Origin of the sequence: Enterobacter cloacae complex sp. IR5403 (assembly GCF_049238705.1) — a bacterium.
In the GTDB taxonomy this organism is placed as follows: Bacteria; Pseudomonadota; Gammaproteobacteria; order Enterobacterales; family Enterobacteriaceae; genus Enterobacter; species Enterobacter hormaechei_C.
The window spans coordinates 158,034-183,925 of record NZ_JBMKHP010000004.1 but is presented as its reverse complement, the minus strand read 5'-3'; the positions used below and the strand labels follow the sequence as shown (position 1 = coordinate 183,925).

Annotated in this window: 26 protein-coding genes; 14 read left to right on the top strand and 12 right to left on the bottom strand. The window is 56.7% G+C overall.

Annotated elements, in window-relative coordinates:
• Nucleotides 1-101: 101 nt before the first annotated feature.
• Nucleotides 102-968 carry a glutathione-dependent disulfide-bond oxidoreductase gene (gene yghU / locus ACOTW6_RS08035; protein ID WP_003862465.1) on the top strand — a complete coding sequence of 289 codons (867 nt, stop codon included), beginning with the start codon at nt 102-104 and terminating at the stop codon, nt 966-968.
• Nucleotides 969-1,044: 76 nt separating this feature from the next.
• Nucleotides 1,045-1,794, top strand: coding sequence for an L-fucose operon activator (gene fucR / locus ACOTW6_RS08030; protein WP_213788974.1), 750 nt, complete (start codon nt 1,045-1,047; stop codon nt 1,792-1,794).
• Between the two features lie 2 nt (nt 1,795-1,796).
• On the opposite strand, the gene ACOTW6_RS08025 is transcribed toward fucR, so the two are convergent.
• Nucleotides 1,797-3,344: a methyl-accepting chemotaxis protein gene (locus tag ACOTW6_RS08025; RefSeq protein ID WP_003862469.1), complete on the bottom strand. Its 1,548-nt coding sequence runs from the start codon at nt 3,342-3,344 to the stop codon at nt 1,797-1,799.
• Between the two features lie 151 nt (nt 3,345-3,495).
• On the opposite strand from ACOTW6_RS08025, the gene ACOTW6_RS08020 reads away from it, so the two are divergent.
• Entirely contained in the window at nt 3,496-4,536 is a 1,041-nt protein-coding gene (locus ACOTW6_RS08020) for an aldo/keto reductase (protein ID WP_017382745.1), read from the top strand.
• A 104-nt stretch (nt 4,537-4,640) separates the two neighbouring features.
• Here the strand turns inward: ACOTW6_RS08020 and ACOTW6_RS08015 are convergent, their stop codons facing one another.
• A complete protein-coding gene (locus ACOTW6_RS08015) occupies nt 4,641-5,129 on the bottom strand; it encodes a TIGR00645 family protein (RefSeq protein WP_040118109.1) in 489 nt (162 codons plus the stop codon).
• A 43-nt stretch (nt 5,130-5,172) separates the two neighbouring features.
• Nucleotides 5,173-5,676, bottom strand: a complete 504-nt coding sequence (locus tag ACOTW6_RS08010; protein WP_213788973.1) for an ESA_00282 family adhesion-associated protein — start codon at nt 5,674-5,676, stop codon at nt 5,173-5,175.
• 102 nt (nt 5,677-5,778) lie between these two features.
• Here ACOTW6_RS08010 and ACOTW6_RS08005 point away from each other — a divergent pair, with 102 nt between their 5' ends.
• A complete protein-coding gene (locus ACOTW6_RS08005; RefSeq protein ID WP_045340560.1) occupies nt 5,779-6,183 on the top strand; it encodes a hypothetical protein in 405 nt (134 codons plus the stop codon).
• A gap of 1 nt (nt 6,184) precedes the next feature.
• Nucleotides 6,185-6,610: a hypothetical protein gene (locus tag ACOTW6_RS08000; RefSeq protein WP_017382748.1), complete on the top strand. Its 426-nt coding sequence runs from the start codon at nt 6,185-6,187 to the stop codon at nt 6,608-6,610.
• 80 nt (nt 6,611-6,690) lie between these two features.
• Here ACOTW6_RS08000 and exbD read toward each other — a convergent pair whose 3' ends face one another.
• Complete coding sequence (gene exbD / locus ACOTW6_RS07995) at nt 6,691-7,116, bottom strand: TonB system transport protein ExbD (protein ID WP_001251472.1); 426 nt, start codon at nt 7,114-7,116, stop codon at nt 6,691-6,693.
• Nucleotides 7,117-7,120: 4 nt separating this feature from the next.
• Nucleotides 7,121-7,852, bottom strand: a complete 732-nt coding sequence (exbB, locus tag ACOTW6_RS07990) for a tol-pal system-associated acyl-CoA thioesterase (protein WP_003862482.1) — start codon at nt 7,850-7,852, stop codon at nt 7,121-7,123.
• 251 nt (nt 7,853-8,103) lie between these two features.
• Between exbB and metC the strand changes: the two genes are divergently transcribed.
• Nucleotides 8,104-9,291 carry a cystathionine beta-lyase gene (gene metC / locus ACOTW6_RS07985; RefSeq protein WP_003862484.1) on the top strand — a complete coding sequence of 396 codons (1,188 nt, stop codon included), beginning with the start codon at nt 8,104-8,106 and terminating at the stop codon, nt 9,289-9,291.
• 142 nt (nt 9,292-9,433) lie between these two features.
• Complete coding sequence (yghB, locus tag ACOTW6_RS07980) at nt 9,434-10,093, top strand: DedA family general envelope maintenance protein YghB (protein WP_006811961.1); 660 nt, start codon at nt 9,434-9,436, stop codon at nt 10,091-10,093.
• Between the two features lie 45 nt (nt 10,094-10,138).
• Here the strand turns inward: yghB and ACOTW6_RS07975 are convergent, their stop codons facing one another.
• Nucleotides 10,139-11,038 carry an AraC family transcriptional regulator gene (locus tag ACOTW6_RS07975; RefSeq protein WP_017692668.1) on the bottom strand — a complete coding sequence of 300 codons (900 nt, stop codon included), beginning with the start codon at nt 11,036-11,038 and terminating at the stop codon, nt 10,139-10,141.
• 195 nt (nt 11,039-11,233) lie between these two features.
• On the opposite strand from ACOTW6_RS07975, the gene yqhD reads away from it, so the two are divergent.
• Together yqhD and dkgA are read left to right on the top strand one after the other, a co-directional pair.
• Nucleotides 11,234-12,397 carry an alcohol dehydrogenase gene (yqhD, locus tag ACOTW6_RS07970; protein WP_023323745.1) on the top strand — a complete coding sequence of 388 codons (1,164 nt, stop codon included), beginning with the start codon at nt 11,234-11,236 and terminating at the stop codon, nt 12,395-12,397.
• A 105-nt stretch (nt 12,398-12,502) separates the two neighbouring features.
• Nucleotides 12,503-13,330 (top strand): 2,5-didehydrogluconate reductase DkgA, encoded by an 828-nt coding sequence (gene dkgA, locus ACOTW6_RS07965; protein WP_003862493.1) that lies wholly within the window; start codon nt 12,503-12,505, stop codon nt 13,328-13,330.
• Between the two features lie 86 nt (nt 13,331-13,416).
• Here dkgA and ACOTW6_RS07960 read toward each other — a convergent pair whose 3' ends face one another.
• The 5 genes from ACOTW6_RS07960 to ACOTW6_RS07940 all read right to left on the bottom strand — a co-directional run bounded on the left by ACOTW6_RS07960 (nt 13,417) and on the right by ACOTW6_RS07940 (nt 20,896).
• Nucleotides 13,417-15,591, bottom strand: coding sequence for a YgiQ family radical SAM protein (locus ACOTW6_RS07960; protein ID WP_090280448.1), 2,175 nt, complete (start codon nt 15,589-15,591; stop codon nt 13,417-13,419).
• 151 nt (nt 15,592-15,742) lie between these two features.
• Nucleotides 15,743-17,155, bottom strand: coding sequence for a cell division protein FtsP (gene ftsP, locus ACOTW6_RS07955; RefSeq protein ID WP_017384056.1), 1,413 nt, complete (start codon nt 17,153-17,155; stop codon nt 15,743-15,745).
• A 61-nt stretch (nt 17,156-17,216) separates the two neighbouring features.
• Complete coding sequence (plsC, locus tag ACOTW6_RS07950) at nt 17,217-17,954, bottom strand: 1-acylglycerol-3-phosphate O-acyltransferase (RefSeq protein WP_003862497.1); 738 nt, start codon at nt 17,952-17,954, stop codon at nt 17,217-17,219.
• Between the two features lie 163 nt (nt 17,955-18,117).
• On the bottom strand, nt 18,118-20,376 hold the full coding sequence (gene parC / locus ACOTW6_RS07945; RefSeq protein WP_049134872.1) for a DNA topoisomerase IV subunit A: 2,259 nt from the start codon (nt 20,374-20,376) through the stop codon (nt 18,118-18,120).
• A gap of 118 nt (nt 20,377-20,494) precedes the next feature.
• Entirely contained in the window at nt 20,495-20,896 is a 402-nt protein-coding gene (locus tag ACOTW6_RS07940; protein WP_023295444.1) for a YgiW/YdeI family stress tolerance OB fold protein, read from the bottom strand.
• Nucleotides 20,897-21,035: 139 nt separating this feature from the next.
• Here ACOTW6_RS07940 and qseB point away from each other — a divergent pair, with 139 nt between their 5' ends.
• The 5 genes from qseB (at nt 21,036) to lysM (ending at nt 24,664) form a co-directional block, all read left to right on the top strand.
• Complete coding sequence (gene qseB, locus ACOTW6_RS07935; RefSeq protein WP_047052020.1) at nt 21,036-21,695, top strand: quorum sensing response regulator transcription factor QseB; 660 nt, start codon at nt 21,036-21,038, stop codon at nt 21,693-21,695.
• Nucleotides 21,692-23,041, top strand: coding sequence for a quorum sensing histidine kinase QseC (qseC, locus tag ACOTW6_RS07930; protein WP_213788971.1), 1,350 nt, complete (start codon nt 21,692-21,694; stop codon nt 23,039-23,041). Before qseB ends, qseC begins: the two co-directional genes overlap by 4 nt.
• A 104-nt stretch (nt 23,042-23,145) precedes the next feature.
• Nucleotides 23,146-23,727: an NAD(P)H-dependent oxidoreductase gene (locus ACOTW6_RS07925; protein WP_015571876.1), complete on the top strand. Its 582-nt coding sequence runs from the start codon at nt 23,146-23,148 to the stop codon at nt 23,725-23,727.
• Between the two features lie 30 nt (nt 23,728-23,757).
• Nucleotides 23,758-24,072 (top strand): putative quinol monooxygenase, encoded by a 315-nt coding sequence (locus tag ACOTW6_RS07920; RefSeq protein WP_003862506.1) that lies wholly within the window; start codon nt 23,758-23,760, stop codon nt 24,070-24,072.
• A 151-nt stretch (nt 24,073-24,223) separates the two neighbouring features.
• Complete coding sequence (lysM, locus tag ACOTW6_RS07915; protein ID WP_062933784.1) at nt 24,224-24,664, top strand: peptidoglycan-binding protein LysM; 441 nt, start codon at nt 24,224-24,226, stop codon at nt 24,662-24,664.
• A 32-nt stretch (nt 24,665-24,696) separates the two neighbouring features.
• On the opposite strand, the gene ACOTW6_RS07910 is transcribed toward lysM, so the two are convergent.
• Nucleotides 24,697-25,884 (bottom strand): glycoside hydrolase family 88 protein, encoded by a 1,188-nt coding sequence (locus ACOTW6_RS07910; RefSeq protein ID WP_032103344.1) that lies wholly within the window; start codon nt 25,882-25,884, stop codon nt 24,697-24,699.
• Between the last annotated feature and the right edge of the window lie 8 nt (nt 25,885-25,892).

The window sequence follows — 25,892 nt, the reverse complement described above, 5'->3', positions numbered from 1 at the left end:
CGTTATCATACACCCGCCCTGCCCATTACGCTCGCATCGTTAAACGGTTCCTGCATCTCCTGCTACACTGCCTCAACACAACACCAAAAAGGCAGGCCAACATGTCAGATAACACCTATCAGCCACCGAAAGTGTGGGAATGGAAACAGAATAACGGCGGCGCGTTCGCCAATATCAACCGTCCCGTCTCGGGCGCGACGCACGAGAAAGAGCTACCGGTGGGCGCGCACCCGCTCCAGCTGTACTCTCTCGGCACGCCGAATGGACAGAAAGTTACCATCATGCTGGAAGAGCTGCTGGCGCTGGGCGTGACGGGCGCGGAATACGACGCATGGTTAATCCGCATTGGTGAGGGCGATCAGTTCTCCAGCGGTTTTGTCGACGTGAACCCGAACTCGAAGATCCCGGCCCTGCGTGACCACTCCACCACCCCGCCGACGCGCGTCTTTGAATCCGGCAATATCCTGCTCTACCTGGCCGAGAAATTTGGTCACTTCCTGCCAAAAGATCCGGCAGGACGAACGGAAACCCTGAACTGGCTGTTCTGGTTACAGGGCGCGGCCCCGTTCCTCGGCGGCGGTTTTGGCCACTTCTATAACTACGCACCAGTGAAGATTGAGTACGCTATCGATCGCTTCACCATGGAAGCTAAACGCCTGTTCGACGTGCTGGACAAACAGCTGGCGCGCGGTCGTTACGTAGCGGGTGAGGAATATACCATTGCGGATATGGCGGTCTGGCCATGGTTTGGCTGCGTGGCGCTGGGCAGCGTGTATAACGCCGCCGAGTTCCTGGATGCCGGGAAGTACACCAACGTGCAGCGCTGGGCAAAAGATGTGGCGAATCGTCCGGCCGTTAAACGCGGGCGTATTGTTAACCGTACCAACGGCGAGCTGAACGAGCAGTTGCATGAGCGTCATTCAGCGAGCGACTTCGATACCCAGACGGAAGATAAACGTCAGGGGTGATCCATGACCGGGCGGTTCGCCGCCCTTCTTCCGCGATGAGAAAAATGCGTCAGCACGCGTGCGCAAGGAGCCTCGTATGTCAGACCAGACGCTAAAAGCGACCCGACAGCAGAGCCTTATCACCCTGCTGAGTCAAAGCGACTGGCTGACTACCGAGGTGCTGGCTGAAAAGCTCTCCGTCAGCAAAGAGACCATCCGCCGGGATCTGAAGTCGTTACAGCAGCAGGGGAAGCTTCTGCGCCAGCACGGGCGCGCGCGTCTGATTCACCCGGACAGCCGCGACAGCGGTGAACCCTTTGGCGCACGCCTGAAAAGCCATTATGCCGACAAAGCCGATATTGCCCGCCACGCGCTGGGCTGGATCAGCGAAGGGATGACCATCGCCCTCGACGCCAGCTCCACCTGCTTTCATCTGGCGCGCCAGTTGCCGGACATCGACCTCACCGTATTTACCAACAGCCTGCCTATCTGCCACGAGATGGCAAAGCGCGAGCGGATCACGCTTATCTGCTCCGGCGGAACGCTTGAGCGTAAGTATCGCTGCTATGTTAATCCGGCGCTGGTGGCGCAGCTAAAAGGGCTGGAGATCGATCTGTTCATCTTCTCGTGTGAAGGGGTCGATGAGCATGGCGTCCTCTGGGATCCATCCGAGCACAACGCGGGCTTTAAGGCGCTGCTGTTAAACCGCGCCAGCCAGTCGCTGCTGCTGATCGACAAAAGTAAATTTATGCGGGCAAGTGAAGTTAAAATTGGTCAGCTGTCGCAGGTGACACAGATTATTCAGAGCGATAAACGTCAGGCCGCCAGAGACGGCCTGACACGATGAGGTTACGCGGTGAGACGGAATTTCTGCACTGAGCGCTGGAGTTCTTCGGTCTGCCGTTCAAGTGCGGCGGCGGCGGCGGAAACCTGCTCCACCAGCGAGGCGTTCTGCTGGGTCACGCCGTCCATCTGCGTGATGGCAACGCCGACCTGAGAAATACCTTTGCTCTGCTCCTCTGACGCGGTGGCGATCTGCTTCATAATGACGGTCACTTCCGTCACGTCGCGCAGGATCGCTTCCATCGTGGTGCCGGTATCGTTCACCAGCTGCGCCCCCTGCTCCACGCGGGCAACGGAATCTGCAATCAGCCCTTCGATCTCTTTTGCCGCATTCGCGCTGCGGCTGGCCAGATTACGCACCTCACCCGCCACGACCGCAAAGCCACGCCCCTGCTCCCCGGCCCGGGCCGCTTCCACCGCGGCGTTCAGCGCCAGAATATTGGTCTGGAAGGCGATGCTGTTGATGACGGTAGTGATTTCAGCGATTTTTTTCGAGCTGTCCGAAATACCGCTCATGGTTGTGACCACATCTTCCACCAGCGACCCGCCGCGGCTGGCCGTACTGGAGGCGACATCCGCAAGCTGGCTGGCCTGACGCGCGCTTTCAGCGTTCAGCTTCACCGTTGCGGTTAGCTGCTCCATGCTGGCCGCGGTCTCTTCCAGCGCGGCGGCCTGCTCTTCGGTACGCGAAGAGAGATCGTTATTCCCGCTGGAGATCTCCGTTGCCCCGCGCCAGATATTCTCGCTGCCGGAACGAATCGTGCTGACCGCTTCCCGCAGGCTGTCCTGCATGGCGCTCAGCAGCGGCACCAGTTGCCCCACGCAGTTGCGGCCCAAAGATTCAATCGGCTGGCTGAGATCGCCCTGTGCAATCTGGCGGAACTGCTGACGGATACGATCCAGCGGTTTTACCAGTATCGCCACCAGGTAGCGGTCGGTGAACAGCAGGATCAACAGACCCACGATCGTGGCGGTGATAATCACCGTCCGGGTCATGCTGGTGAGGCCGTCGACCACCACGCGAGTGCTGTCGAGCGCCTTCGCCGCGGTGTTGTTAAAGTTCTCAGCCGCTGACCCGAATGCACGGCTTAGCGGCGGCGTGACGTTGTTGGCATGCTGACGATAGCCTTCGAGCGTCGCCTGCTTCGCCTGCGCCATCTGCGGCGTCACGCCCTGATCGAGCAGCGCCTGCCAGGTGGAAATCACCTGTGCAGATACCTTTTCATCCATCGGGCCGGGGGAGATAGCTTTCATCTCTGCCAGCTTTTTACTCATGTTATCCAGCGCCTGCTGAGCAGGAGCCAGGTCCGGCGTGCCGCCCGCCGCTTTAACTTCCATTGCCCGGCTCAGGCGGGTGACGAAACGGAAATACTGATCGTTGCCCTGGCTCAGCACCGTCATTTGCCGGACCAGCTGGCGGTCAACGTCATTACCATCAGAAACACGAGACAGAGACCAGGTGCTGTAAAGCCCCACGCCTGCCCACATGACACAAAAGATCCCCAGTATCGTCAGCATGACGAAACGGATGGTGAAATTACGAAGCATCTTCATTGAGTATTCCTTGCCGTGAGGGTGAATTCGCCCAGAGGCGAGTACTTCCCTCGTTATCGGCAGATACCGCAGAAAATATACTTTTTTGTTATCGAGTCGGCATAGAATGAAAACGTTGTTTCGAAAATTCACCGACAAGAAAGGAGACATCATGTCCTGGCACCCTTACACCGGCCGATACGAAAACATGCAGTACCGATACTGCGGCAAAAGCGGCCTGCGCTTACCGGCACTGTCGCTGGGCCTGTGGCACAGCTTCGGTCACGTTCAGCCGCTCGATTCCCAGCGCGCGCTGCTGCGTAAGGCCTTCGATCTCGGCATTACCCACTTTGACCTTGCCAACAACTACGGCCCCCCTCCGGGCAGCGCTGAAGAGAATTTTGGCCGCCTGCTGCGGGAGGATTTTGCCGGGTATCGCGACGAGCTGATCATCTCCACCAAAGCGGGCTACGACATGTGGCCAGGACCGTATGGTTCGGGCGGTTCACGTAAATACCTGCTCGCCAGCCTCGACCAGAGCCTGAAACGCATGGGTGTGGAGTATGTGGATATTTTCTATTCTCACCGCGTAGACGAAAACACGCCGATGGAAGAGACCGCCGCCGCGCTGGCGCACGCGGTGCAGAGCGGAAAAGCGCTGTACGTCGGCATTTCGTCCTACTCCACGGAACGCACGGCGGTAATGGCCGAATTGCTGCGCGAGTGGAAGATCCCGCTTTTGATCCACCAGCCGTCTTACAACCTGCTTAACCGCTGGGTCGACAAGACCGGCCTGCTGGACGCGCTGGAGAAAAACGGAACGGGCTGTATCGCCTTTACCCCGCTGGCACAGGGCCTGCTCACCGGAAAATACCTGAACGGTATTCCGGACGGTTCACGTATGCAGCGCGAAGGGAAAAAAGTGCGCGGCCTGACGGAGAAAATGCTGACGGAAGCCAACCTGAGCAGCCTTCGTCTGCTGAACGAGATGGCGCACGCGCGCGGGCAGACGATGGCGCAGATGGCGCTAAGCTGGCTGTTGAAAGATGAGCGTGTAACGTCGGTGCTGATTGGCGCGAGCCGCCCGGAGCAGCTGGAAGAGAACGTTCAGGCGCTGAATAACCTGCGCTTTAGCGAAGATGAACTGACGCGGATTGACCAGCACGTTGCGGATGGTGAGCTGAATTTGTGGCAGGCGTCGTCGGATAAATAAATAGTGCGGCCTGCTGCCCTCACCCCGGCCCTCTCCCACAGGGAGAGGGAGATTGATATTCCCTCTCCCTGTGGGAGTGGGTTAGGGTGAGGGGCATGGTGAATTTATTTCTTACTGATCTTATCCAGATACCCCATCACAAACGCCGACAGCACAAACGTCAGGTGGATAATCACATACCACATCAGCTTATTATCCGGGACGTTTTTAGCGTCCATAAAGACGCGTAACAGGTGAATAGACGAAATTGCCACAATCGACGCCGCGACTTTATTCTTCAGCGATGAGGCGTCCATTTTCCCCAGCCAGTTGAGCTTTTCTTTGTGCTCGGCGATATCAAGCTGAGAGACAAAATTCTCATAACCGGAGAACATCACCATCACCAGTAATCCCCCCACCAGCGTCATATCCACCAGCGACAGCAGAACCAGAATCAAATCGGCTTCTGCCACGGAGAAAATGTTTGGCAGGACGTGGAATATCTCCTGGAAGAACTTGATCGTCAGGGCGATCAGCGCCAGGGAGAGACCAAAATAGACGGGTGCGAGCAGCCAGCGAGAGGCATACATTGCGTTTTCAAAGAAGCGTTCCATAAAATCCTGTCTGCAAACGAAACCAGCGCTGAGTATATCTCAACTATACCTCGTTGGGATCCACATCCGGACGCGCATACTCCGGCCAGACCAGCGCGACCAGTTCCGGGTAGGCTTCCAGGCTAAACTCACGAAAACACTGACGCAGATTTAATACGTCTAAATCGGAGTACGACACCTTCTCGCCATTCAGACAGCGCTTTTTGATATTGTCGTAATATTTATAGACCGCCGAATTAAGGTCGCTACAACGGCGCTGCGCGTCGAACAGGCCGGGCGTATCATTAATTTCAGCCATTTTCATTCGCTTAATTGTCGCATGGAGAAAATCGATATATTCGTGATTCACTCGCCAGTACCAGACCGGCGTCACGGCGTTCATCAATACGGAAAAATGATCTTCCCCCTCCTCTTTCGACATCAATTGAGGCTGCGGCGGTTCACTGGCGTCTTTTGACACTTTCGTTTTATTGAACTCTTGCATCAATAAAAGCACGCCAGCGGTCAGTAATAGTAACGTTATGACCGTGAAGAAAATGCTGTTCATGGGTAGGCTCCATTTTTTTTGATTTTAAAATTGCCTCATGATATTGTCAACGAATCTCACCCTTTTTCCAACCCCACCCTTTTGAAATTAAAGGAAATTAAAATGCTGCCCGACAATATTGTCCCGGCAAAGTACCACATTACGCCTGTGGAACAGCCTTCGACGGAAGCAGATAAAGAGGCGAATTTCACTCAAGGAAAAAGAAAACTCTCCGACTATGAAGCCGATATATTAATTGGTGTTTCGCGCACCGGCAAATCCCGTAATATGGTGCTGGAAGAGCATGATCGCCATTTAAAAGAGCGTTTATTTCGCGCCATCAAGATTGAAGCCTTAGTTCATCTGCTGAATGATTTACAGGCCGAAGGAGAAATAGACGCCCAGACGCTAAGTCAAATAATGGCCGAGAAAACGCAGCAAATAAATGAAGCCGGCAATGAAATTTGGCTTAATTTAATTACGCGTGAAAAAAACAATCCCATTTTTTATAACCTGGGGGAAGATTAACGTGAATGATGATAGCGGTAATAACGTTTATTTGACTTTAGATGATAAGAAAAGCGATGAATTTATCTTAAAGCAGAATCTCGACGCCCTGAAAAAGATAAAAAATGACGAGATGACGCGAATTACGCAGGATTTGGTTTCGATTCCGGCCACGTTGGTGCGCCTGAAATGGCAGAATCGTCGGGAGATTTACGCCTTGCAGGCCAAGGAGGAGATTTACGGCGCGGTGATGAACGCCATTATTGAACAGCGCCCTGAGCTTAAAGAGAAGATCCTCGGGCGACTGGAGGCGAACTATCAGTACCTGCTGGCACGCGAGACAGCCACCCTGCGCCTGACCCGAAAACTCTCGGAAGGTCATTACCGTACTTCAAACGTGACCTGTGTAGCGCTTGATGAAGAGGCGCCGACGGCGCCTTCAGTGTGAGTCAACAATGATTGTTGCGGAATGCAGGCCGGGTAAGGCGACGCCGCCCCCCGGCAGGGAAGACGCCAAAAGCCTTCGTTTTACTTCGCGGCCGCTTTCTCTTCGCCGACCAGACCAATCTTCAGGTATCCCGCCTGATGCAGCGTGTCCATTACCTTCATCATGGTTTCATAATCGACGGTTTTATCCGCGCGGAAGAAGACGGTGGTGTCTTTCTTGCCGCCGGTCAGCTGGTCCAGCGCCGGAATAACCGAGGCATCCGTTACCGGATCGTTGCCCAGGAACATGGACTTATCGGCCTTCACGGACAGGTAGATAGGTTTTTCCGGACGCGGCTGCGGCTGGCTGGAGGACGCAGGCAGATTCACCTTCACGTCCACCGTCGCCAGCGGTGCGGCAACCATAAAGATAATCAGCAGAACCAGCATGACGTCGATAAACGGCGTCACGTTGATCTCATGCATTTCACCGTTATCGTCCAGATTTTCATTAAGACGCATTGCCATACAATCAACCTACGCGCAGTTTGGACGCCGCATGAACCGGTTTAACGGCGCTGGCGTTCAGGTCCAGATCGCGGCTTTGCAGCAGCAGAACCTGCGCGGCAACGTCACCCAGTGTGGCTTTGTAACTGCCAATCATGCGCGCGAAGATGTTATAGATAACAACCGCCGGGATAGCGGCAACCAGACCGATAGCCGTGGCCAGCAGCGCTTCTGCGATACCCGGCGCGACGACCGCAAGATTAGTGGTCTGCGTCTGGGCGATACCGATAAAGCTGTTCATGATGCCCCAGACGGTACCGAACAGGCCGACGAACGGGGAGATGGCGCCGATAGTTGCCAGGTAGCCGTTACCGCGGCCCATATGACGACCCACGGCCGCAACGCGACGCTCCAGACGGAAGCCGGTACGCTCTTTAATGCCTTCGTTATCTTCACTGCCTGCGGAGAGTTCCAGCTCGTTCTGCGCTTCGTTCACTAACAGGGTAGTCAGGCTTTTCGCATGGAAGGATGAGGTGATATCAGAAGCCTGATCCAGAGAGCGGGCTTCCGCCAGCTGCTTCTGCTCACGCTTGAGGCGGCGTTTTTGTGAAAGAAGTTCGGCGCTCTTGCTGAAGAAGATAGCCCAGGTGATCACGGACGCCAGAATCAGGCCGATCATCACAATCTTAACTACGATGTCAGCATGTTGATACATGCCCCAAACGGAGAGATCCGTCTGCATCAAATTATTACCCACTCTGTATCTCCAGGACGCAAATCACAAAATCTGAACGTAATAATATCAAAACGTCGTCGAATTGATAGTAGTTCTCATTAGTATTTACATAGTGCCGTAATTTTCGCTCACTTTCCTTGCGCTTACGCAGTAAAAATTTCTTATGCGAATTTTTGATAATATTTTCTGCTTATTCGATAAGCATCCGGATGCACATTCTGACAATCGTGGTAGTCTGGACGTCCAGACGTATAAAAATAGGGTTAGCGAACATGACTAAAAAGCAGCTTGAGACCACGCTGGTGCAGGCAGGACGCAGTAAGAAATACACACAGGGCTCGGTCAACAGCGTGATCCAGCGCGCCTCCTCGCTGGTGTTTGATACCGTTGAAGATAAAAAAATCGCTACGCGTAATCGCGCGAAGGGCGGGCTGTTTTACGGTCGTCGTGGCACGTTAACCCATTTCTCGTTGCAGGAAGCCATGTGCGAACTGGAGGGCGGCGCGGGCTGCGCGCTGTTCCCGTGCGGCGCGGCGGCGGTCGCCAATACCATTCTGGCGTTTGTGGAACAGGGTGACCACGTCCTGATGACCAATACCGCCTACGAGCCAAGCCAGGACTTCTGCACCAAAATACTCAGCAAGCTCGGCGTCACCACCAGCTGGTTCGATCCGCTGATTGGGGCCGGTATTGCCGGGCTTATTCAGCCCAACACGCGCGTTGTGTTCCTGGAATCTCCCGGCTCCATCACCATGGAAGTGCATGACGTCCCGGCCATCGTGAAGGCGGTGCGCAGCATAGCGCCGGAAGCGATCATCATGATCGACAACACCTGGGCGGCAGGTGTGCTATTTAAAGCCCTGGAATTTGACATCGATATCTCCATTCAGGCGGCGACCAAATACCTGATTGGCCATTCCGACGGCATGATCGGTACGGCGGTATCTAACGCCCGCTGCTGGGATCAATTGCGTGAAAACGCCTACCTGATGGGCCAGATGGTGGATGCCGATACCGCCTACATGACCAGCCGGGGCATCCGTACACTCGGCGTGCGTCTGCGTCAGCATCACGAAAGCAGCCTGCAAATTGCACAGTGGCTGGCGCTGCATCCGCAGGTGGAGCGCGTTAACCATCCGGCGCTGCCGGGCAGCAAGGGCCACGAATACTGGCAACGTGACTTTACGGGCAGCAGCGGGCTGTTCTCATTCGTTCTTAAAAAGCGCCTGAATGACGCCGAACTGGCAAGCTATCTGGATAACTTTACCCTCTTCAGCATGGCCTATTCATGGGGTGGGTTTGAATCGCTGATCCTGCCCAACCAGCCGGAGCAGATTGCGGCCCTGCGCCCGGGCGGCGAGGTGGACTTCGAGGGGACCTTAATCCGCCTGCATATCGGGCTGGAAAATGTGGACGATTTAATTGCGGATTTATCGGCAGGATTTGAGCGCATCGTGTAAAGTGCTGGCTGAAATGTACTCCCCGGACGCAATTCTGAACACCGCAAGCAGAAAAGTCTGTATGAGATGCGCCTGCGATCAACCCCGACAGGCAAAATTGGGAGTACAATAGCGTTATATCTGCTGTTCCACAGGAAAGTCCATGGCTGTTATTCAAAATATCATCACGGCGCTCTGGCAACACGATTTTGCCGCGCTGGCGGACCCGCATGTCGTCGGGATTGTCTATTTCGTGATGTTCGCGACGCTGTTTCTGGAAAATGGATTACTGCCAGCCTCATTTTTACCCGGTGACAGCCTGCTCCTGCTCGCGGGGGCGTTAATCGGCAAGGGCGTGATGGACTTCGCACCGACAATGGTGATCCTCACCTCTGCGGCCAGTCTCGGCTGTTGGCTGAGCTACCTGCAAGGGCGCTGGCTTGGAAACACCCGCGTGGTGAAAGGCTGGCTGGCGCAGCTGCCGCATAAATATCATCAGCGCGCGACCTGCATGTTTGACCGCCACGGCCTGCTGGCGTTACTTGCCGGGCGTTTTCTGGCGTTTGTTCGTACCCTGTTGCCTACCATGGCGGGTATTTCAGGCCTCTCTAACCGCCGCTTCCAGTTCTTCAACTGGCTGAGCGCCCTGCTCTGGGTGGGCGTGGTCACCACGCTCGGCTACGCGCTGAATATGATCCCCTTCGTTAAGCACCATGAAGACCAGGTGATGACTTTCCTGATGATCCTGCCGATTTTCCTGCTGGTTGCAGGGCTGGTGGGTACCATTGCGGTGGTGATTAAGAAAAAGTATTGCAGCGCATAAACAAAAGCCGGGTGACGCTACCGCTTACCCGGCCTCCGTTTCCCCTCACGCTCCCTGTATGGTTCTTATACGTGACGCATCTTCCCCCGGCGTGACGCCGAAGTAACGCTTAAACTCCCGACTAAACTGCGACGCGCTTTCATACCCGACCCGCATCGCCGCGGCGCTGGCCTTCATGCCATCGTGGATCATCAGCATCCGCGCCTTATGCAGACGGTAGGTTTTGAGGTACTGCAACGGCGACGTGCTGGTGACGGATTTAAAGTTATGGTGAAACGCCGAGACGCTCATATTGGCTTCCGCCGCCAGCTGGTCAACGCTGAGGTTTTCCGTGTACTGGCTCTCGATGCGCTTCAGCACGCGGCTAATCAGGCTGAAGTGCGTTTGTCGGCTTACCAGCGCCAGCAGCGCCCCGCCGCCCGGTCCCAGCAGCACATGGTAAAGAATTTCGCGGATAATCTGTTTTCCGAGAATACGCGCATCCAGCGGCCTTTCCATCACGTCTAACAGGCGTTCAATCGCGCAGAGAATTTCCTCCGACAGGGTCGCGGAGTTGATACCGCTTGCCGCCATCGACGGCCGGAAAAGCTCGTCCTCCCCAATCTCCATCAGCAGCTCCTGCAACTGGAGGATGTCGACGTTGACGCGGATCCCGGCCAGCGGTACCTCCTCTGTCGCGAAAGTTTCACATTCGAAGGGTAAAGGTACTGTCAGAAGCAGATATTCATTGGTGTCGTAACGGAACACGCGCTCATTGATATAGCCAATCTTATGGCCAGAAAAGAGAAACACGATGCCGGGCTGATACATCACCGGGGTGCGCGTTCCGGGCTGGGTACCGTAGAGCAATCGGATATCCGGCAGCAGCTCAGCCGAATCATTTCCGTTATCTATCAGTCTTTTAATCTGCGACGTTAGCTGGCGGCAGATGGCATCACGGTTCATTTTCAGTTACTCCGGGTACGGTTTACGACGCTGACAGTGTGCGCATTTTCTTACCGTTTCTCCAGCGCGCTGTAGAAATGGGCAAGACATCGGCAGGAATGTGCATTGAGAGGATAGCGCCTGCCCGCCACAATGAGCAGCATCAGGTTGCCTTCTGCGCCACCACGATTTTTTACCCACTACAGGGAACAAGCCATGAACAACTTTAATCTTCACACTCCAACCCGCATTCTGTTTGGTAAAAACGCTATCGCTGACCTGCGCGCGCAAATCCCGACGGACGCCCGCGTCCTGATTACCTACGGCGGCGGCAGCGTGAAAAAAACCGGCGTACTGGATCAGGTGTACAGCGCTCTGGAAGGTCTGGACGTGCGCGAGTTCGGCGGTATCGAGCCTAACCCGTCTTATGAAACGCTGATGAACGCGGTAAAAATCGCCCGTGATGAGCAAATCACCTTCCTGCTGGCGGTGGGCGGCGGTTCCGTGCTGGACGGCACCAAATTCATCGCGGCGGCGGCCCATTACGCTGACGGCATCGACCCGTGGCATATTCTGGAAACGGGCGGCAGCGACATCAGCAGTGCGATCCCGATGGGCTCCGTGCTGACGCTGCCGGCCACCGGATCAGAGTCCAACAAAGGCGCGGTCATCTCCCGTAAAACCACCGGTGACAAGCAGGCCTTTATGAACGAACACGTTCAGCCCGTGTTCGCGATCCTCGATCCGGTTTACACCTATACCCTGCCTGCGCGTCAGGTGGCGAATGGCGTGGTCGACGCCTTTGTTCACACCGTTGAGCAGTACGTTACTTACCCGGTAAACGCCAAAATTCAGGATCGTTTCGCGGAAGGCATTCTGCTGACGCTGATTGAAGAAGGTCCAAAAGCGCTGAAAGAGCCTGAAAATTACGACGTGCGTGCCAACGTGATGTGGGCTGCCACCCAGGCGCTGAACGGCCTGATCGGCGCAGGCGTGCCGCAGGACTGGGCTACCCACATGCTCGGCCACGAGCTGACGGCGATGCACGGTCTGGATCACGCCCAGACGCTGGCGGTGGTTCTGCCTGCGCTGTGGAACGAAAAACGTGACGCTAAACGCGCCAAACTGCTCCAGTACGCCGAACGCGTGTGGAACATCACCGACGGTTCCGACGATGCGCGTATCGATGCCGCGATTGAAGCCACCCGTCACTTCTTTGAAAGCCTGGGCGTGCCAACGCGTCTCTCTGGCTACGGCCTGGACGGCAGTTCCATCCCTGCCCTGCTGGCGAAACTGGAAGCACACGGCATGACGCAGATCGGCGAGCATGGCGACATCACCCTGGACGTCAGCCGTCGTATTTACGAAGCGGCACGTTAAGCGTTTTTAGGTTCCTGACTTTCGTTTTTTGACATTTCGTCCAGACTTAATGCACATCACATCGTCGGAGGTTCCCTCCGGCGATGAGCACCTGAAGGAGGAAAAATGGCAAACCAAACCGTAATCAAGCTACAGGACGGCAACGTGATGCCCCAGCTGGGGCTAGGTGTATGGAAAGCCGGTAACGACGAGGTCGTCTCCGCCATTCATAAAGCTCTGGAAGTCGGTTATCGGTCTATCGATACCGCCGCCGCCTATAAAAACGAGGACGGCGTGGGAAAAGCGCTTGCCAGCGCTGGCGTTCCCCGGGATGAGCTGTTCATCACCACCAAGCTGTGGAACGACGATCAAAAGCGTCCCCGCGAAGCGTTGCAGGAGAGTCTGGAGAAACTCCAGCTCGATTTCGTCGATCTTTATCTCATGCACTGGCCGGTACCGGCTATCGACCATTACGTTGATGCCTGGAAGGGGATGATTGAACTGCAAAAAGAGGGGCTGATAAAAAGCATCGGCGTCTGTAATTTCCAGGTTCATCATCTGCAACGCCTGATTGATGAAACGGGCGTCGCGCCGGTGATTAACCAGATTGAGCTGCATCCGCTGATGCAGCAGCGCCAGCTTCATTCATGGAACGCCACGCACAAGATCCAGACCGAATCCTGGAGCCCGTTGGCCCAGGGCGGCGAAGGGGTGTTTGACCAGAAAATCATCCGTGAACTGGCGGATAAGTACGGTAAAACCCCGGCGCAGATCGTCATTCGTTGGCATCTGGATAGCGGTCTGGTGGTGATCCCGAAATCGGTCACGCCATCGCGTATCGCCGAGAACTTCGACGTCTGGGATTTCCGCCTGGATAAAGACGAGCTGGGTGAAATTGCGAAGCTGGATCAGGGCAAACGGCTTGGGCCGGACCCGGATCAGTTTGGCGGGTGATCCCCTCACCCTGCCCTCTCCCCGGTGGGGAGAGGGTTAGACCTGTAGGCCCGGTAAGCGCAGCGCCACCGGGCATTGTTACAGGTTTAACCGGTCTTACGTTTTACGTTCTTCTTCGTTCCCGTACCACCGTTCGAACGCTGATGCGCAATCGGCGTGTGCTTGGTCAGCGCCGGGCGCGTGTTACGGTTCTGGCGGCGCGCTTCGCGCATCTCTTCCAGCGTTGGCGCAGGCACCAGGCAATCACGACGCGAGCCGATCAGGTGCTTTTTCCCCATCTCTTCCAGCGCCTGACGGATCAGCGGCCAGTTTTTCGGATCGTGATAACGCAGCAGCGCTTTGTGCAGACGGCGCTGTTTATCCCCTTTCGGCACCACCACGTCTTCGCTCTTATAACCAATCTTACTCAGCGGGTTTTTGCCGGTGTAATACATGGTCGTCGAGTTGGCGAGCGGCGACGGGTAGAAGTTCTGCACCTGATCCAGACGGAATCGACGCTGCTTCAGCCACAGCGCCAGGTTCACCATGTCTTCATCCCGGGTGCCGGGGTGTGCGGAGATGAAGTATGGGATCAGATACTGCTCTTTCCCCGCCTGTTTTGAATAAGTATCAAACAGCTGTTTAAAGCGGTCATAGCTGCCCATGCCCGGCTTCATCATTTTGGACAGCGGGCCTTCTTCGGTGTGCTCCGGGGCGATCTTCAGATAACCGCCAACGTGGTGCGTCGCCAGCTCTTTGATGTAGCGCGGATCTTCCACCGCAATGTCGTAACGCACGCCGGAGGCGATCAGGATCTTCTTGATGCCTTTCAGATCGCGGGCGCGACGGTAAAGATTGATCGTCGGCTCGTGGTTGGTGTCCATATGCTCGCAAATGCTCGGATAGACGCAGGAGAGACGACGGCAGGTCTGCTCGGCGCGCGGCGATTTACAGCGCAGCATGTACATGTTGGCCGTTGGACCACCCAGATCGGAGATTACGCCAGTAAAGCCTGGCACCGTGTCGCGAATCGCTTCGATCTCATTAACAATCGACTCTTCGGAACGGCTCTGAATAATACGGCCTTCGTGTTCGGTGATCGAACAGAAGGAGCACCCACCGAAGCAGCCGCGCATGATGTTGATTGAGAAACGGATCATCTCATACGCCGGAATGCGGCTGTTGCCATATGACGGATGCGGCACACGCTTGTACGGCAGGGCAAAGACACTGTCCATCTCTTCGGTAGAGAGCGGGATCGCCGGCGGGTTAACCCAGATATAGCGCTCGCCGTGCTTTTGCATCAGCGCTCGCGCGCAGCCGGGGTTGGTTTCATGGTGTAAGATGCGCGATGCGTGGGCGTAGAGTACTTTATCGCTTTTTACTTTTTCGTAAGACGGCAGCAGCACATAGGTTTTTTCCCACGGCTTCGGACGCGGCGGCTGCACCACCACGGCCTTTGCTTCCGCCTTCTTCGGCTCAACCGGTTTGTTATCCGCGCACGGCAGATCGTCACCGTACGGATGCGGGATAGGGTCGATTTTGCCCGGCATATCGATAATGCGGGAATCCACCCCGCTCCAGCCCGGCAGCGCCTCTTTCACCATGATCGCGGTGTTGCGCACGTCGCGGATCTCGCTGACCGCTTCACCCTGTGCCAGGCGATGCGCCACTTCCACCAGCGGACGCTCGCCGTTGCCGAAGATCAGCATGTCGGCTTTTGAATCCACCAGCACCGAACGGCGCACGGTGTCAGACCAGTAGTCGTAGTGCGCGGTGCGGCGCAGGCTCGCCTCGATGCCGCCCAGGATCACCGGCACGTCTTTCCATGCTTCTTTGCATCGCTGGGTGTAGACGAGGGTCGCGCGATCGGGACGTTTACCCGCCACGTTGTCAGCCGTATAAGCGTCGTCATGGCGCAGCTTACGGTCGGCGGTATAGCGGTTGATCATCGAGTCCATGTTGCCCGCGGTCACGCCGAAGAACAGGTTAGGCTTGCCCAGACGCATAAAGTCGTCTTTGCTGTTCCAGTCAGGCTGGGAGATGATCCCCACGCGGAAGCCCTGGGCTTCAAGCATACGGCCACAGATCGCCATGCCAAAGCTCGGGTGATCGACATACGCATCGCCCGTCACCAGAATGATATCGCAGCTGTCCCAGCCCAGTTGATCCATCTCTTCCCGGGACATCGGCAGGAACGGCGCCGGTCCAAAGCAGGCTGCCCAGTACTGGGGCCAGGAGAAGAGGTCGCGATCCGGCTGGATCAGGGAAATAGCGCTCATAATGCTTCCGAAGAAAAAATAGACAAAAGGAGCGGGATTATACGCTGGTTTACCGGGGGAAATGAAGGGGTATTTATTGCCCGGTGACGCTACGCTTACCGGGCCTACGGGCCTGTAGGTCGGGTAAGGCGAAGCCGCCACCCGACTCGTTTTACGGTGCCGGATTCACCAGCATCTGCCCTACCGATCCCCTGTCCATCATCTCCAGCGTCTGGCTGTGGAACAGGAACGGGAAGTGCGGCCAGGAAGGCTGGCCGTAGTAGACGAGCAGTTCGACCTGGCCATCCACCCAGACGGTATCTTTCCAGCCCCTGTCTTCCGGGAACGGCATCGCCCCGTTGACGTTGCGGATCAGGAATGACACCCCTTCAATATGGAACGACTGCGGCATCTCCGAGCGGACGGTCCAGCGCTCCCATGTTCCCTGTTGGGCGGTGATATCAATGCGGTTTACGTCCCACAGCGCGCCGTTGATGCCCGGATCGTCGCCAAGGCTGATATCGCGACTGCGTACTGCCGGGCCGGTCACAATCTCCTGCGGCAGCAGGCGCATCGGCAGGCTGTCGGTCACCAGCGGCAACAGGCCGGTCGGGCGCAGCGTCAGCACCAGCGTGGAGACCAGCACGCTCGACGGTTCAAAGAAGCCGCGAATACGGTCAACAATGCTTGCCGCTTCGCCGCAGGTCACGGACACTTCATCTCCGTTGGTCATATCCACGAGGATTTCGCGACGTTCGCCCGGCGCCAGCGCCAGCTGTTTCACCGACACCGGCGCAGGTAATAACCCCTGATCGCCTGAAATCACGTGCAGCGCACGGCCGTCGCTCATCTGCAACTGATAGCGACGCGAGTTAGAGGCATTCAGCAGACGCAGGCGCACCCAGCCGCGAGACACTTCGACATACGGGCTTTGCGCGCCGTTAACCAACAGCGTATCGCCAACAAAACCACCGCTGCCCGGCTCGCTGTACTCCGGCGTGCCGAAGTTATCCAGCCGCTTGTCCTGAATAATGATCGGGAAATCATCGACGCCGTAGTGATTCGGGATCGGCAGCGTTTTACTGACCTCATCTTCAATCAGCCACATTCCGGCCAGGCCGTTGTAGACCTGCTGGGCGGTGCGGTTCGGGGTGTTGGCGTGATACCACAATGTCGCCGCGCTCTGACGAATCGGGAGGACGGGCGCCCAGTCGGCATTCGGCGACATCATGCGTGCCGCGCCGCCAATCAGAGGCCCTGGCACCTGCAAACCACTGACGGTCATCGCGACATTTTCCGTCGTACGGTTACTGTAGATGAGCTTAACGTCATCGCCATTCCACACGCGAATGGTCGGCCCGAGATAGCGTCCGTTAATGCCCCATACCTGCGCGCGCGTTCCCTGGGTAAAGGACCAGTGGCTACGCTGAAGCGTGAGGAATAGCGGCTGTCCGCGACGGGATTCAATCAACGGCGGAATAGGCAGCGGCTGTTGCTGCCCGGCGGCGCTGGCTGTCCGCGGCATCGCACCCGCACAAAGGGCGATACCCGAAGCCTGAATAAACTGACGCCGACTGAGTGACATATAAGCTCCATCTGAAACGACTAACAACGCGGGAATTCGTTTTCCCTTACACGACACCGGGTTAAATCTTACCGGCGGCTTCTCGCTCTGCAACTTCTTTATCGAGCTGCGCAATATGCTGAGCCATCAGCTCGCGGCAGTGCGTGGCCAGCTCGCGCACCTGGTCTTTACCGTATTTTGAGGTATCTACCGGCGGCAGCATTTCGACAATGACCAGTCCGTTATTCAGACGGTTAAGATTAATCTTATTCGATGTGTTGGAAACACACACGGGAATAATTGGAACGCCAGCCGCAATTGCAGCATGAAACGCGCCGGTCTTGAACGGCAGCAGGCCGCGACCACGGCTGCGCGTCCCTTCCGGGAACATCCAGATGGAAATCCGGCGCTTTTTAAACTGATCCACCACTTCTGCAATGGTGCCATGCGCTTTGGCGCGGTTGTTACGATCAATCAGCAAGTTACCGGTGAGCCAGTACAGCTGGCCGAAAAACGGGATCCACAGCAGGCTTTTTTTACCCACGGTTACGGTCGGCGGAAGAACAATATTTGAGGCCGTCACCATATCGTAGTTGTTCTGATGGTTAGCGATATAGATGGCGTTACCGAAATTCTCCGCCCCTTCAGGCAGTCGCTTTTCAACCTTCAGGCCAAACAGCGGCGCAAGACGACCAAACATGTGGCCAAACGTCGCGACATGCTTTGGGTTACGCGGGCTGAACAGGCAATAAATCGATCCGAAAATACAGACCAGAATGCAATAAATAACGGTAAGAATGAGACGAACAATGTATAGCATAGCGACCTCTGAAGCCCTGACAGCTGACAATTATACTTCACCTGTGGCCAGGTAAGGACTTTATTACGAGCGCGTATTGTTAATCGCAACGCACGAATTAACAACGTTTTTACGGGAAATTTTATGGTAATTCCCCCTCCGGAAAGAGGGGGGATGAAACAGGTTACTCTTCGCTGTCGTCCGCTTTGCTGCGCGCCGGCGAGTCGATCTCCACGCGGTCGATTCGCTGGAGGCCGCGCATCAGTGAGCCGCGACGTCCACGCTCACCCACCACCTTCTGCAACTCTTCCGGACGCAGTTTGATCTTACGCTTGCCGACATGAATGGTCAGCGTGCTCTGCGGCGGCAGCAGGAAGAGATGCGCGAGGCTATCTTCGCCTTTTGCCGCTTCCGCTGACGGGATGCTGATGATCTTGTTGCCCTTCCCTTTCGACAGCTCCGGCAAATCGCTGACCGGGAACATCAGCATACGTCCGGCAGCGGTGATCGCCAGCAGCATGTCGCTTTCATTCTCGATGATCAGCGGCGGCATGACGTGTGCATTATCCGGCAGGCTAATGAGCGCCTTACCGGCACGGTTACGCGACACCAGATCGTTGAAGGTACAGATAAATCCGTAGCCCGCATCAGACGCCATCAGCAGTTTTTGATCGTCGGCCTCCATCAGCATATGCTCAACCGTGGCGCCCGGCGGCAGCGTCAGCTTGCCGGTGAGCGGTTCGCCCTGGCCGCGCGCGGACGGCAGCGTGATCGGGTCGATGGCGTAGCTGCGGCCCGTGGAGTCGATGAACGCCACCGGCTGGTTACTCTTGCCCTTCACCGCCGCCTTGAAGCTGTCACCGGATTTGTAGCTCAGACCCGGCGCGTCGATATCGTGGCCTTTGGCGCTACGCACCCAGCCGCTCTGGGAAAGCACGATGGTCACCGGCTCGGACGGCAGCATGTCGTGCTCGTTCATCGCCTTCGCCTCTTCGCGCTCGTGCAGCGGAGAACGGCGGTCGTCGCCAAAGGCGTCGGCATCGGCCTGCAACTCTTTCTTCAGCAGGGTGTTCATCTTGCGCTCGGACGCCAGAATCGCCTGAAGCTGATCGCGCTCTTTTTCCAGCTCGTTCTGCTCGCCGCGGATCTTCATCTCTTCCAGTCTGGCGAGATGGCGCAATTTCAGTTCGAGGATCGCTTCGGCCTGGGTTTCGCTGATGCCAAAGCGCGACATCAGGGCAGGCTTAGGTTCGTCCTCGGTACGAATGATCTCGATCACTTCGTCAATGTTGAGGAACGCCACCAGCAAACCTTCGAGGATATGCAGGCGCTTAAGCACTTTTTCCAGACGATGGTTCAGACGACGGCGCACCGTATCGCGGCGGAAGGCCAGCCATTCGGTGAGGATCTCCAGCAGGTTTTTCACCGCCGGACGACCGTCCAGACCAATCATGTTCAGGTTGATGCGGTAACTTTTTTCCAGATCGGTAGTGGCGAACAGGTGGTTCATCACCTGCTCCATGTCCACGCGGTTAGAACGCGGCACGATCACCAGACGGGTCGGGTTTTCGTGGTCCGATTCGTCGCGCAGGTCGTCCACCATCGGCAGCTTTTTATTGCGCATCTGGGAGGCGATCTGCTCCAGCACCTTCGCACCGGACACCTGGTGCGGCAGCGCGGTGATCACCACGGCCCCGTCTTCTTTGGTCCACACCGCGCGCATGCGCACGGAGCCACGGCCGTTCTGGTAGATTTTGCGGATTTCCGCACGCGAGGTGATGATCTCGGCTTCGGTCGGATAGTCCGGCCCCTGCACGATATCCAGCAGATCGTCCAGCGAGGTTTTCGGCTGCTCAATCAGGGTGATGGCGGCTTTTGCCACTTCACGCAGGTTGTGCGGCGGAATGTCCGTCGCCATGCCGACGGCGATACCGGTCGTGCCGTTCAGCAGGATGTTCGGCAGACGCGCAGGCAGCATTTTCGGCTCCTGCATCGTACCGTCGAAGTTTGGCACCCAGTCGACCGTCCCCTGCCCCAGCTCGCCCAACAGCACTTCGGCATATTTAGACAGGCGGGATTCGGTATAACGCATTGCCGCGAAGGATTTCGGATCGTCCGGTGCCCCCCAGTTCCCCTGGCCATCCACCAGCGGATAACGATAAGAGAACGGCTGGGCCATCAGCACCATCGCTTCATAGCAGGCGCTGTCGCCGTGCGGATGGTATTTACCCAGCACGTCGCCGACGGTACGGGCGGATTTCTTAAACTTGGCGGTAGCATTCAGTCCCAGTTCGGACATCGCATAGACGATGCGGCGCTGAACGGGCTTCAGGCCATCCCCGATAAACGGCAACGCCCTGTCCATGATGACGTACATGGAGTAGTTCAGGTAGGCGTTTTCCGTGAATTCATGTAGCGCGAGGCGCTCTGCCATATCGCTCATTACGTGTGATTCCTCAACTCAGAAACCGATGGGTTTCAGGCAATATTGCCGCAGATACTACCTCATCTGGCGAGTTGAGTCACAAAGAAAAAGGGCCGCATAAGCGGCCCTTTCCGGGTTATTTGTTCAGCTTGATAACCTGCTTCACGTCGATTTCAAACTCGTTCCAGTCTTTATCGATTTTACCCTGGAGTTCGACTTTATCCTGGGGCGTCACCGTCACGCCGTTCCAGCGCTTGTGGTCGATCTCCACCACTACTGTGCCGCTTTCATCGCGGAAGGTGTAACGGTCATCGGACAGGCGCTCGGTAATGTTACCGCGCAGCTTCACCCAGGCATCATCCTTCAGGTCTTTCACTTTTGCCGCGGTGGTGAGGTTGGCGTTGTTATCGACAAAGCCACCCTGCTGGGTATGCGTCTGGTTCTGTGTCGCAGATGGGCCAGAGAAGCCACCCTGTGCAGCAAAGACAGGGGCCGTGGTCATCATCATGATGGCAGCAATTGCAGCGAATTTTTTCATCTTTATCTCTCCCTTTAATGTCGTTTCACAATCCATTAAACAGGGTAAACCTTAACAACTTCTTAAGGGGAAAATTTATTTATTTTTACTGTACAGCAGGCGCTTACAGAAGGTTTACTGACGGCATCAAGGAGGAAATATGCGCATTTTACTGGTAGAAGACGACAAGCTCATCGGCGACGGCATCAAAGCAGGCTTAAGCAAAATGGGCTTTAACGTGGACTGGTTTACCGACGGGAAAACCGGGCAGGCGGCCCTGTACACCGCGCCGTATGATGCCGTGGTGCTGGATCTGACGCTGCCGGAAATCGACGGGCTTGAGATCCTGCGCGCCTGGCGCGAAAGCGGAAAGAGCGAACCGGTGCTGATCCTGACCGCGCGGGATGCGCTGAATCAGCGCGTTGAAGGGTTACGCCTGGGGGCGGATGATTACCTGTGTAAGCCGTTCGCGCTGATTGAAGTGGCGGCCCGCCTGGAAGCGCTGGTACGCCGCAGCCACGGTCAGGCGCGCAGCGAGCTGCGTCACGGCAAGGTCACGCTCGATCCGGCAAGCCTTGTCGCCACGCTGGAGGGCGAAACGCTGGTGCTCAAACCCAAAGAGTTCGCCCTGCTGGAACTGCTGATGCGCAACGCGGGCCGCGTGCTGCCGCGCAAGACCATCGAAGAGAAGCTCTACAACTGGGATGATGACGTCTCCAGCAACGCCGTCGAAGTCCACGTTCATCATTTACGCCGCAAGCTCGGCAGCGACTTTATCCGCACCGTGCACGGCATCGGTTATACCCTGGGTGACGCATGAAACTGACCCAACGCCTGAGCCTGAAGCTGCGCCTGACGCTCCTCTTTTTGCTGCTGTCCCTGGCGGCCTGGTTTGCCGCAAGCGTGGTGGCCTGGCACCAGACGACCGACAAGCTCGATAAGCTGTTCGATACCCAGCAGATGCTGTTTGCCAAACGGCTGCTGACGATGGACGTGGACGAACTCCGCGCCCCGGAACGCATGCGCGAGGTGCCAAAAAAAGCCAAACACGGCCATCTTGACGACGATGCGCTGGCCTTCGCAATCTTCACCGCCGACGGCAGTATGGTGCTTAACGACGGCGAAAACGGGCGCGACATACCTTACCTCTACCACCGGGACGGGTTTGATGACGGTCGCTTGCAGGATGACAACGACGAATGGCGTTTCCTGTGGCTGACTTCTCCGGACGGGAAATACCGCGTGGTGGTTGGCCAGGAGTGGGAGTACCGACAGGATATGGCGCTGGACGTGGTCAGCTCGCAGCTGACGCCGTGGCTGGTGGCGCTGCCCGTCATGCTGCTGTTGCTGATTGTCCTGCTGAGCCGGGAACTGAAACCGCTGAAAAACCTGGCGCAGACCCTGCGCTCGCGCTCGCCGGATGCGACCGATACGCTGCCCACCCACGGCGTGCCGACGGAGGTTCGCCCGCTGCTTGATGCGCTTAACCATCTTTTCGCCCGTACGCAGGAGATGATGGCCCGCGAGCGCCGCTTCACCTCGGATGCCGCCCATGAGTTGCGTAGCCCGCTGGCCGCGCTGAAGGTGCAAACCGACGTGGCGCAGCTTTCCCTTGACGATCCCGGGGCGCAGTCTAAAGCGCTGGGGCAGCTGCATGCGGGCATCGACCGCGCCTCCCGGCTGGTGGACCAGCTTCTCACCCTGTCGCGCCTGGATTCACTGGATAATCTTGATGACGTCGAACCCGTGATGATGGCCGATTTGCTGCAATCCGCGGTGCTGGATATCTGGCATCCGGCGCAGCAGGCGGGCATTGATATTCGGCTCAACGTCAACGCGTCCGAGGTGATGCGTCACGGACAGCCGCTACTGCTGAGCCTGCTGGCGCGTAACCTGCTGGACAACGCCGTTCGTTACAGCCCGCGCGGCAGCGTGGTGGACGTGACGCTGAACACCCAAAGCTTTACCGTGCGCGACAACGGCCCGGGCATTTCAACCGATGCGCTGGCGCGTCTCGGCGAGCGCTTTTATCGTCCACCGGGCCAGGACGCCACCGGCAGCGGTCTGGGGTTGTCTATTGTCAAGCGTATCGCGGCGTTGCACGGAATGCGCGTCTCGCTGGGCAATGCGCCGGAAGGGGGCTTTGAGGTGACCGTCAGCTGGTAGTCATTATTGCGCTCAGCGCAAAAGACTTTGCACATTTTGCTTATTTTTCCGCTCCGTCCTCGCGCGTAGAATACCCGGCATACTCTCAGCATCGAGGACAAATAATGAGCAACATTCTGATTATCAACGGCGCGAAAGAATTTGCGCACTCTAAAGGCCAGCTGAATGACACCCTGACCGAGGTCGCGGATGGTTTCCTGCGCGACGCCGGACATGATGTTAAGGTCGTGCGCGCGGACAGCGATTACGACGTGAAGGCCGAAGTGCAGAACTTCCTGTGGGCCGACGTGGTTATCTGGCAGATGCCGGGCTGGTGGATGGGCGCACCGTGGACCGTGAAAAAATACATGGACGATGTGTTTACCGAAGGTCACGGTTCGCTGTATGCCAGCGACGGTCGCACCCGCTCAGACGCGTCTAAAAAATACGGTTCCGGCGGCCTGATTCAGGGCAAGAAATACATGCTCTCCCTGACCTGGAATGCCCCGCTTGAAGCCTTCACTGAGCAAGATCAGTTCTTCGAAGGCGTGGGCGTAGACGGCGCGTATCTGCCGTTCCACAAGGCGAATCAGTTCCTGGGGATGGAGCCGCTGCCGACCTTTATCGTCAATGACGTGATTAAAATGCCGGACGTCCCGCGCTATATCGCAGAATATCGCAAGCATCTCGCGGAAATTTTTGCTTAACTGGTAGCCTGGAATTAGAAGGAGTTAATTATGCTTACCGTTATTGCTGAAATCCGTACGCGTCCTGGCCAACATCACCGCCAGGCGGTACTGGATGAGTTCGCGAAGATCATCCCGACCGTACTGAAAGAAGAAGGCTGCCACGGCTACGCGCCGATGGTGGACGCCGCCACCAGCGCAAGCTTCCAGGCGACTGCGCCAGACTCCATCATCATGGTGGAGCAGTGGGAAACCGTCGCGCACCTTGAAGCCCATTTGCAGACCGCGCATATGAAAGCGTGGAGCGACGCGGTGAAAGGAGACGTTCTGGAAACCCACATCCGTATTCTGGAGCAAGGGGTTTAAGTTCTGTGAAATTTGCCGGGTGGCACTGCGTTTACCCGGCCTACAACTTCCCTCCCAGGCCCGGTAAGCGTTAACGCCGCCGGGCTTTTTTTATCACCTTAACACTCAACTGCTATGCTTATTCTGACTTCATGTTTAACAGGAGGATGGAATGGGACTTTTTAACTTCGTAAAAGAAGCAGGCGAAAAGCTGTGGGATAACCTGACCGATCATAAAGGTCAGAGCGACAAAATCACCGAGCACCTCAAGAAACTCAACATTCCCGGTTCCGATAAGGTTCAGGTTAACGTCACTGACGGCAAGGCCAGCGTGACGGGCGACGGGCTGACGCAGGAGCAGAAAGAAAAAATCCAGGTCGCCGTCGGCAACATCGCGGGCGTCAGCGAAGTGGAAAACAATATCACCGCGACAGATGCCAAAGAGGAAGCCACCTACTATACGGTGAAATCCGGCGATACCCTGAGCGCAATCTCTAAAACCGTGTACGGCGATGCCAACCAGTACAACAAGATTTTTGAGGCTAACCGCCCAATGCTCTCCAGCCCGGATAAAATCTATCCCGGCCAGACGCTGCGTATTCCAAAAGCGTGATCGATAAGTCGGGGGTTACCCCCCGACTGTTTTTACCAGTACAGTTTCCAGCTCTGCGTAAAACGCACCAGTGCCTCGACGTAGAAGTAATCGCCCCAGCTCGCGCACTCATCCACGCCTTTATTGCTCGCCAGGTGATACACCGAGTGTTTAAGCAGCCCGTTGCCCTTCTCTTCTTTGCCCATCAGATAGTGCTTTGTCAGCGAGGACATAATCCCTTTCGCCCATTCGAGGTAACGTTCGCGATCCGGATCTGTGACCGGCAGATGTTTCACCAGCTCCAGCAGTCCACACACCGCAATTGCCGCCGAGGAAGAGTCACGCAGTGCGTCGGTGCCCACCAGCGCCAGATCCCAGTGGCAGACGTAGTCTTCCGGCAGGCGATTGAGGAAGTAGTTCGCCAGCCGTTTTGACAGGGCGATCATCGTTTCGTCGCCGGTATAGATATAGCTCAGCAGGAAACCGTAAATGCCCCACGCTTGCCCGCGCGACCAGCAGGAGTCGTCGGCGTAGCCCTGCTGGGTGTTGCCGTAGCGCGGTGCGCCGGTTGCCACATCCATATAGTAGGTGTGGAAGGTGGAGGCATCGTCACGAATGAGGTACGTCGCGGCCTGCATGACGTGTGCTTTTGCGGCGTCGGCAAAGCGCGGATCGCCCGTCTGCTCCGTTGCCCAGTAGAGCAGCGGCAGGTTCATGTTGCAGTCGATGATCATCCGCCCGGCCTGCTCCGGATCGGAGAGATCGCCCCACGCCTGGATGATTTTCGCCTTCTCGTGGAAGCGTTCCAGCAGGGCTTCCGCCGCCAGCAGCGAGAAGCCGCGCGCCTCGCGGTTTCCGGTCAGCCGCCACGCGGCTACGCAGGAGAGCGTGTAGAGGAAGCCTAAATCGTGGGTGTTGGTGTCGTTGCGCCCGGCGATGCGCAGGCCAAACGAGCGCACGTGTTTTTCCGCCATCGCGCGGAATTTTTCCTCGCCGCTCATCTCCCATGCCAGCCACAGCTGCCCGGTCCAGAAGCTGGTGGTCCACTCCACGTTGTCAGTCAGCGGATAAAAACCGTTCTGGCAGGTTTCCGCCGGGAATTTGTCGCCGAACTCCGTTAAATGACGGCTAATCAGGTCAAGAACGTGGCTGCGCGCCGAATTCAGTTCGTCGCTGAATGCGCGGGAGTCAACGGGCGCAGCGATAACAGGCAGACGTTCTTCTTTGATACGACTTAACATATTTCGGT

What these genes read in the sequence shown, in the direction of transcription:
- yghU (WP_003862465.1), top strand. Translation starts at nt 102, where the DNA reads ATGTCAGATAACACCTATCAGCCACCGAAAGTGTGGGAATGGAAACAG.
- fucR (WP_213788974.1), top strand. Translation starts at nt 1,045, where the DNA reads ATGTCAGACCAGACGCTAAAAGCGACCCGACAGCAGAGCCTTATCACC.
- ACOTW6_RS08025 (WP_003862469.1), bottom strand. Translation starts at nt 3,344, where the DNA reads ATGAAGATGCTTCGTAATTTCACCATCCGTTTCGTCATGCTGACGATA.
- ACOTW6_RS08020 (WP_017382745.1), top strand. Translation starts at nt 3,496, where the DNA reads ATGTCCTGGCACCCTTACACCGGCCGATACGAAAACATGCAGTACCGA.
- ACOTW6_RS08015 (WP_040118109.1), bottom strand. Translation starts at nt 5,129, where the DNA reads ATGGAACGCTTCTTTGAAAACGCAATGTATGCCTCTCGCTGGCTGCTC.
- ACOTW6_RS08010 (WP_213788973.1), bottom strand. Translation starts at nt 5,676, where the DNA reads ATGAACAGCATTTTCTTCACGGTCATAACGTTACTATTACTGACCGCT.
- ACOTW6_RS08005 (WP_045340560.1), top strand. Translation starts at nt 5,779, where the DNA reads ATGCTGCCCGACAATATTGTCCCGGCAAAGTACCACATTACGCCTGTG.
- exbD (WP_001251472.1), bottom strand. Translation starts at nt 7,116, where the DNA reads ATGGCAATGCGTCTTAATGAAAATCTGGACGATAACGGTGAAATGCAT.
- metC (WP_003862484.1), top strand. Translation starts at nt 8,104, where the DNA reads ATGACTAAAAAGCAGCTTGAGACCACGCTGGTGCAGGCAGGACGCAGT.
- yghB (WP_006811961.1), top strand. Translation starts at nt 9,434, where the DNA reads ATGGCTGTTATTCAAAATATCATCACGGCGCTCTGGCAACACGATTTT.
- ACOTW6_RS07975 (WP_017692668.1), bottom strand. Translation starts at nt 11,038, where the DNA reads ATGAACCGTGATGCCATCTGCCGCCAGCTAACGTCGCAGATTAAAAGA.
- yqhD (WP_023323745.1), top strand. Translation starts at nt 11,234, where the DNA reads ATGAACAACTTTAATCTTCACACTCCAACCCGCATTCTGTTTGGTAAA.
- dkgA (WP_003862493.1), top strand. Translation starts at nt 12,503, where the DNA reads ATGGCAAACCAAACCGTAATCAAGCTACAGGACGGCAACGTGATGCCC.
- ACOTW6_RS07960 (WP_090280448.1), bottom strand. Translation starts at nt 15,591, where the DNA reads ATGAGCGCTATTTCCCTGATCCAGCCGGATCGCGACCTCTTCTCCTGG.
- ftsP (WP_017384056.1), bottom strand. Translation starts at nt 17,155, where the DNA reads ATGTCACTCAGTCGGCGTCAGTTTATTCAGGCTTCGGGTATCGCCCTT.
- plsC (WP_003862497.1), bottom strand. Translation starts at nt 17,954, where the DNA reads ATGCTATACATTGTTCGTCTCATTCTTACCGTTATTTATTGCATTCTG.
- parC (WP_049134872.1), bottom strand. Translation starts at nt 20,376, where the DNA reads ATGAGCGATATGGCAGAGCGCCTCGCGCTACATGAATTCACGGAAAAC.
- ACOTW6_RS07940 (WP_023295444.1), bottom strand. Translation starts at nt 20,896, where the DNA reads ATGAAAAAATTCGCTGCAATTGCTGCCATCATGATGATGACCACGGCC.
- qseB (WP_047052020.1), top strand. Translation starts at nt 21,036, where the DNA reads ATGCGCATTTTACTGGTAGAAGACGACAAGCTCATCGGCGACGGCATC.
- qseC (WP_213788971.1), top strand. Translation starts at nt 21,692, where the DNA reads ATGAAACTGACCCAACGCCTGAGCCTGAAGCTGCGCCTGACGCTCCTC.
- ACOTW6_RS07925 (WP_015571876.1), top strand. Translation starts at nt 23,146, where the DNA reads ATGAGCAACATTCTGATTATCAACGGCGCGAAAGAATTTGCGCACTCT.
- ACOTW6_RS07920 (WP_003862506.1), top strand. Translation starts at nt 23,758, where the DNA reads ATGCTTACCGTTATTGCTGAAATCCGTACGCGTCCTGGCCAACATCAC.
- lysM (WP_062933784.1), top strand. Translation starts at nt 24,224, where the DNA reads ATGGGACTTTTTAACTTCGTAAAAGAAGCAGGCGAAAAGCTGTGGGAT.
- ACOTW6_RS07910 (WP_032103344.1), bottom strand. Translation starts at nt 25,884, where the DNA reads ATGTTAAGTCGTATCAAAGAAGAACGTCTGCCTGTTATCGCTGCGCCC.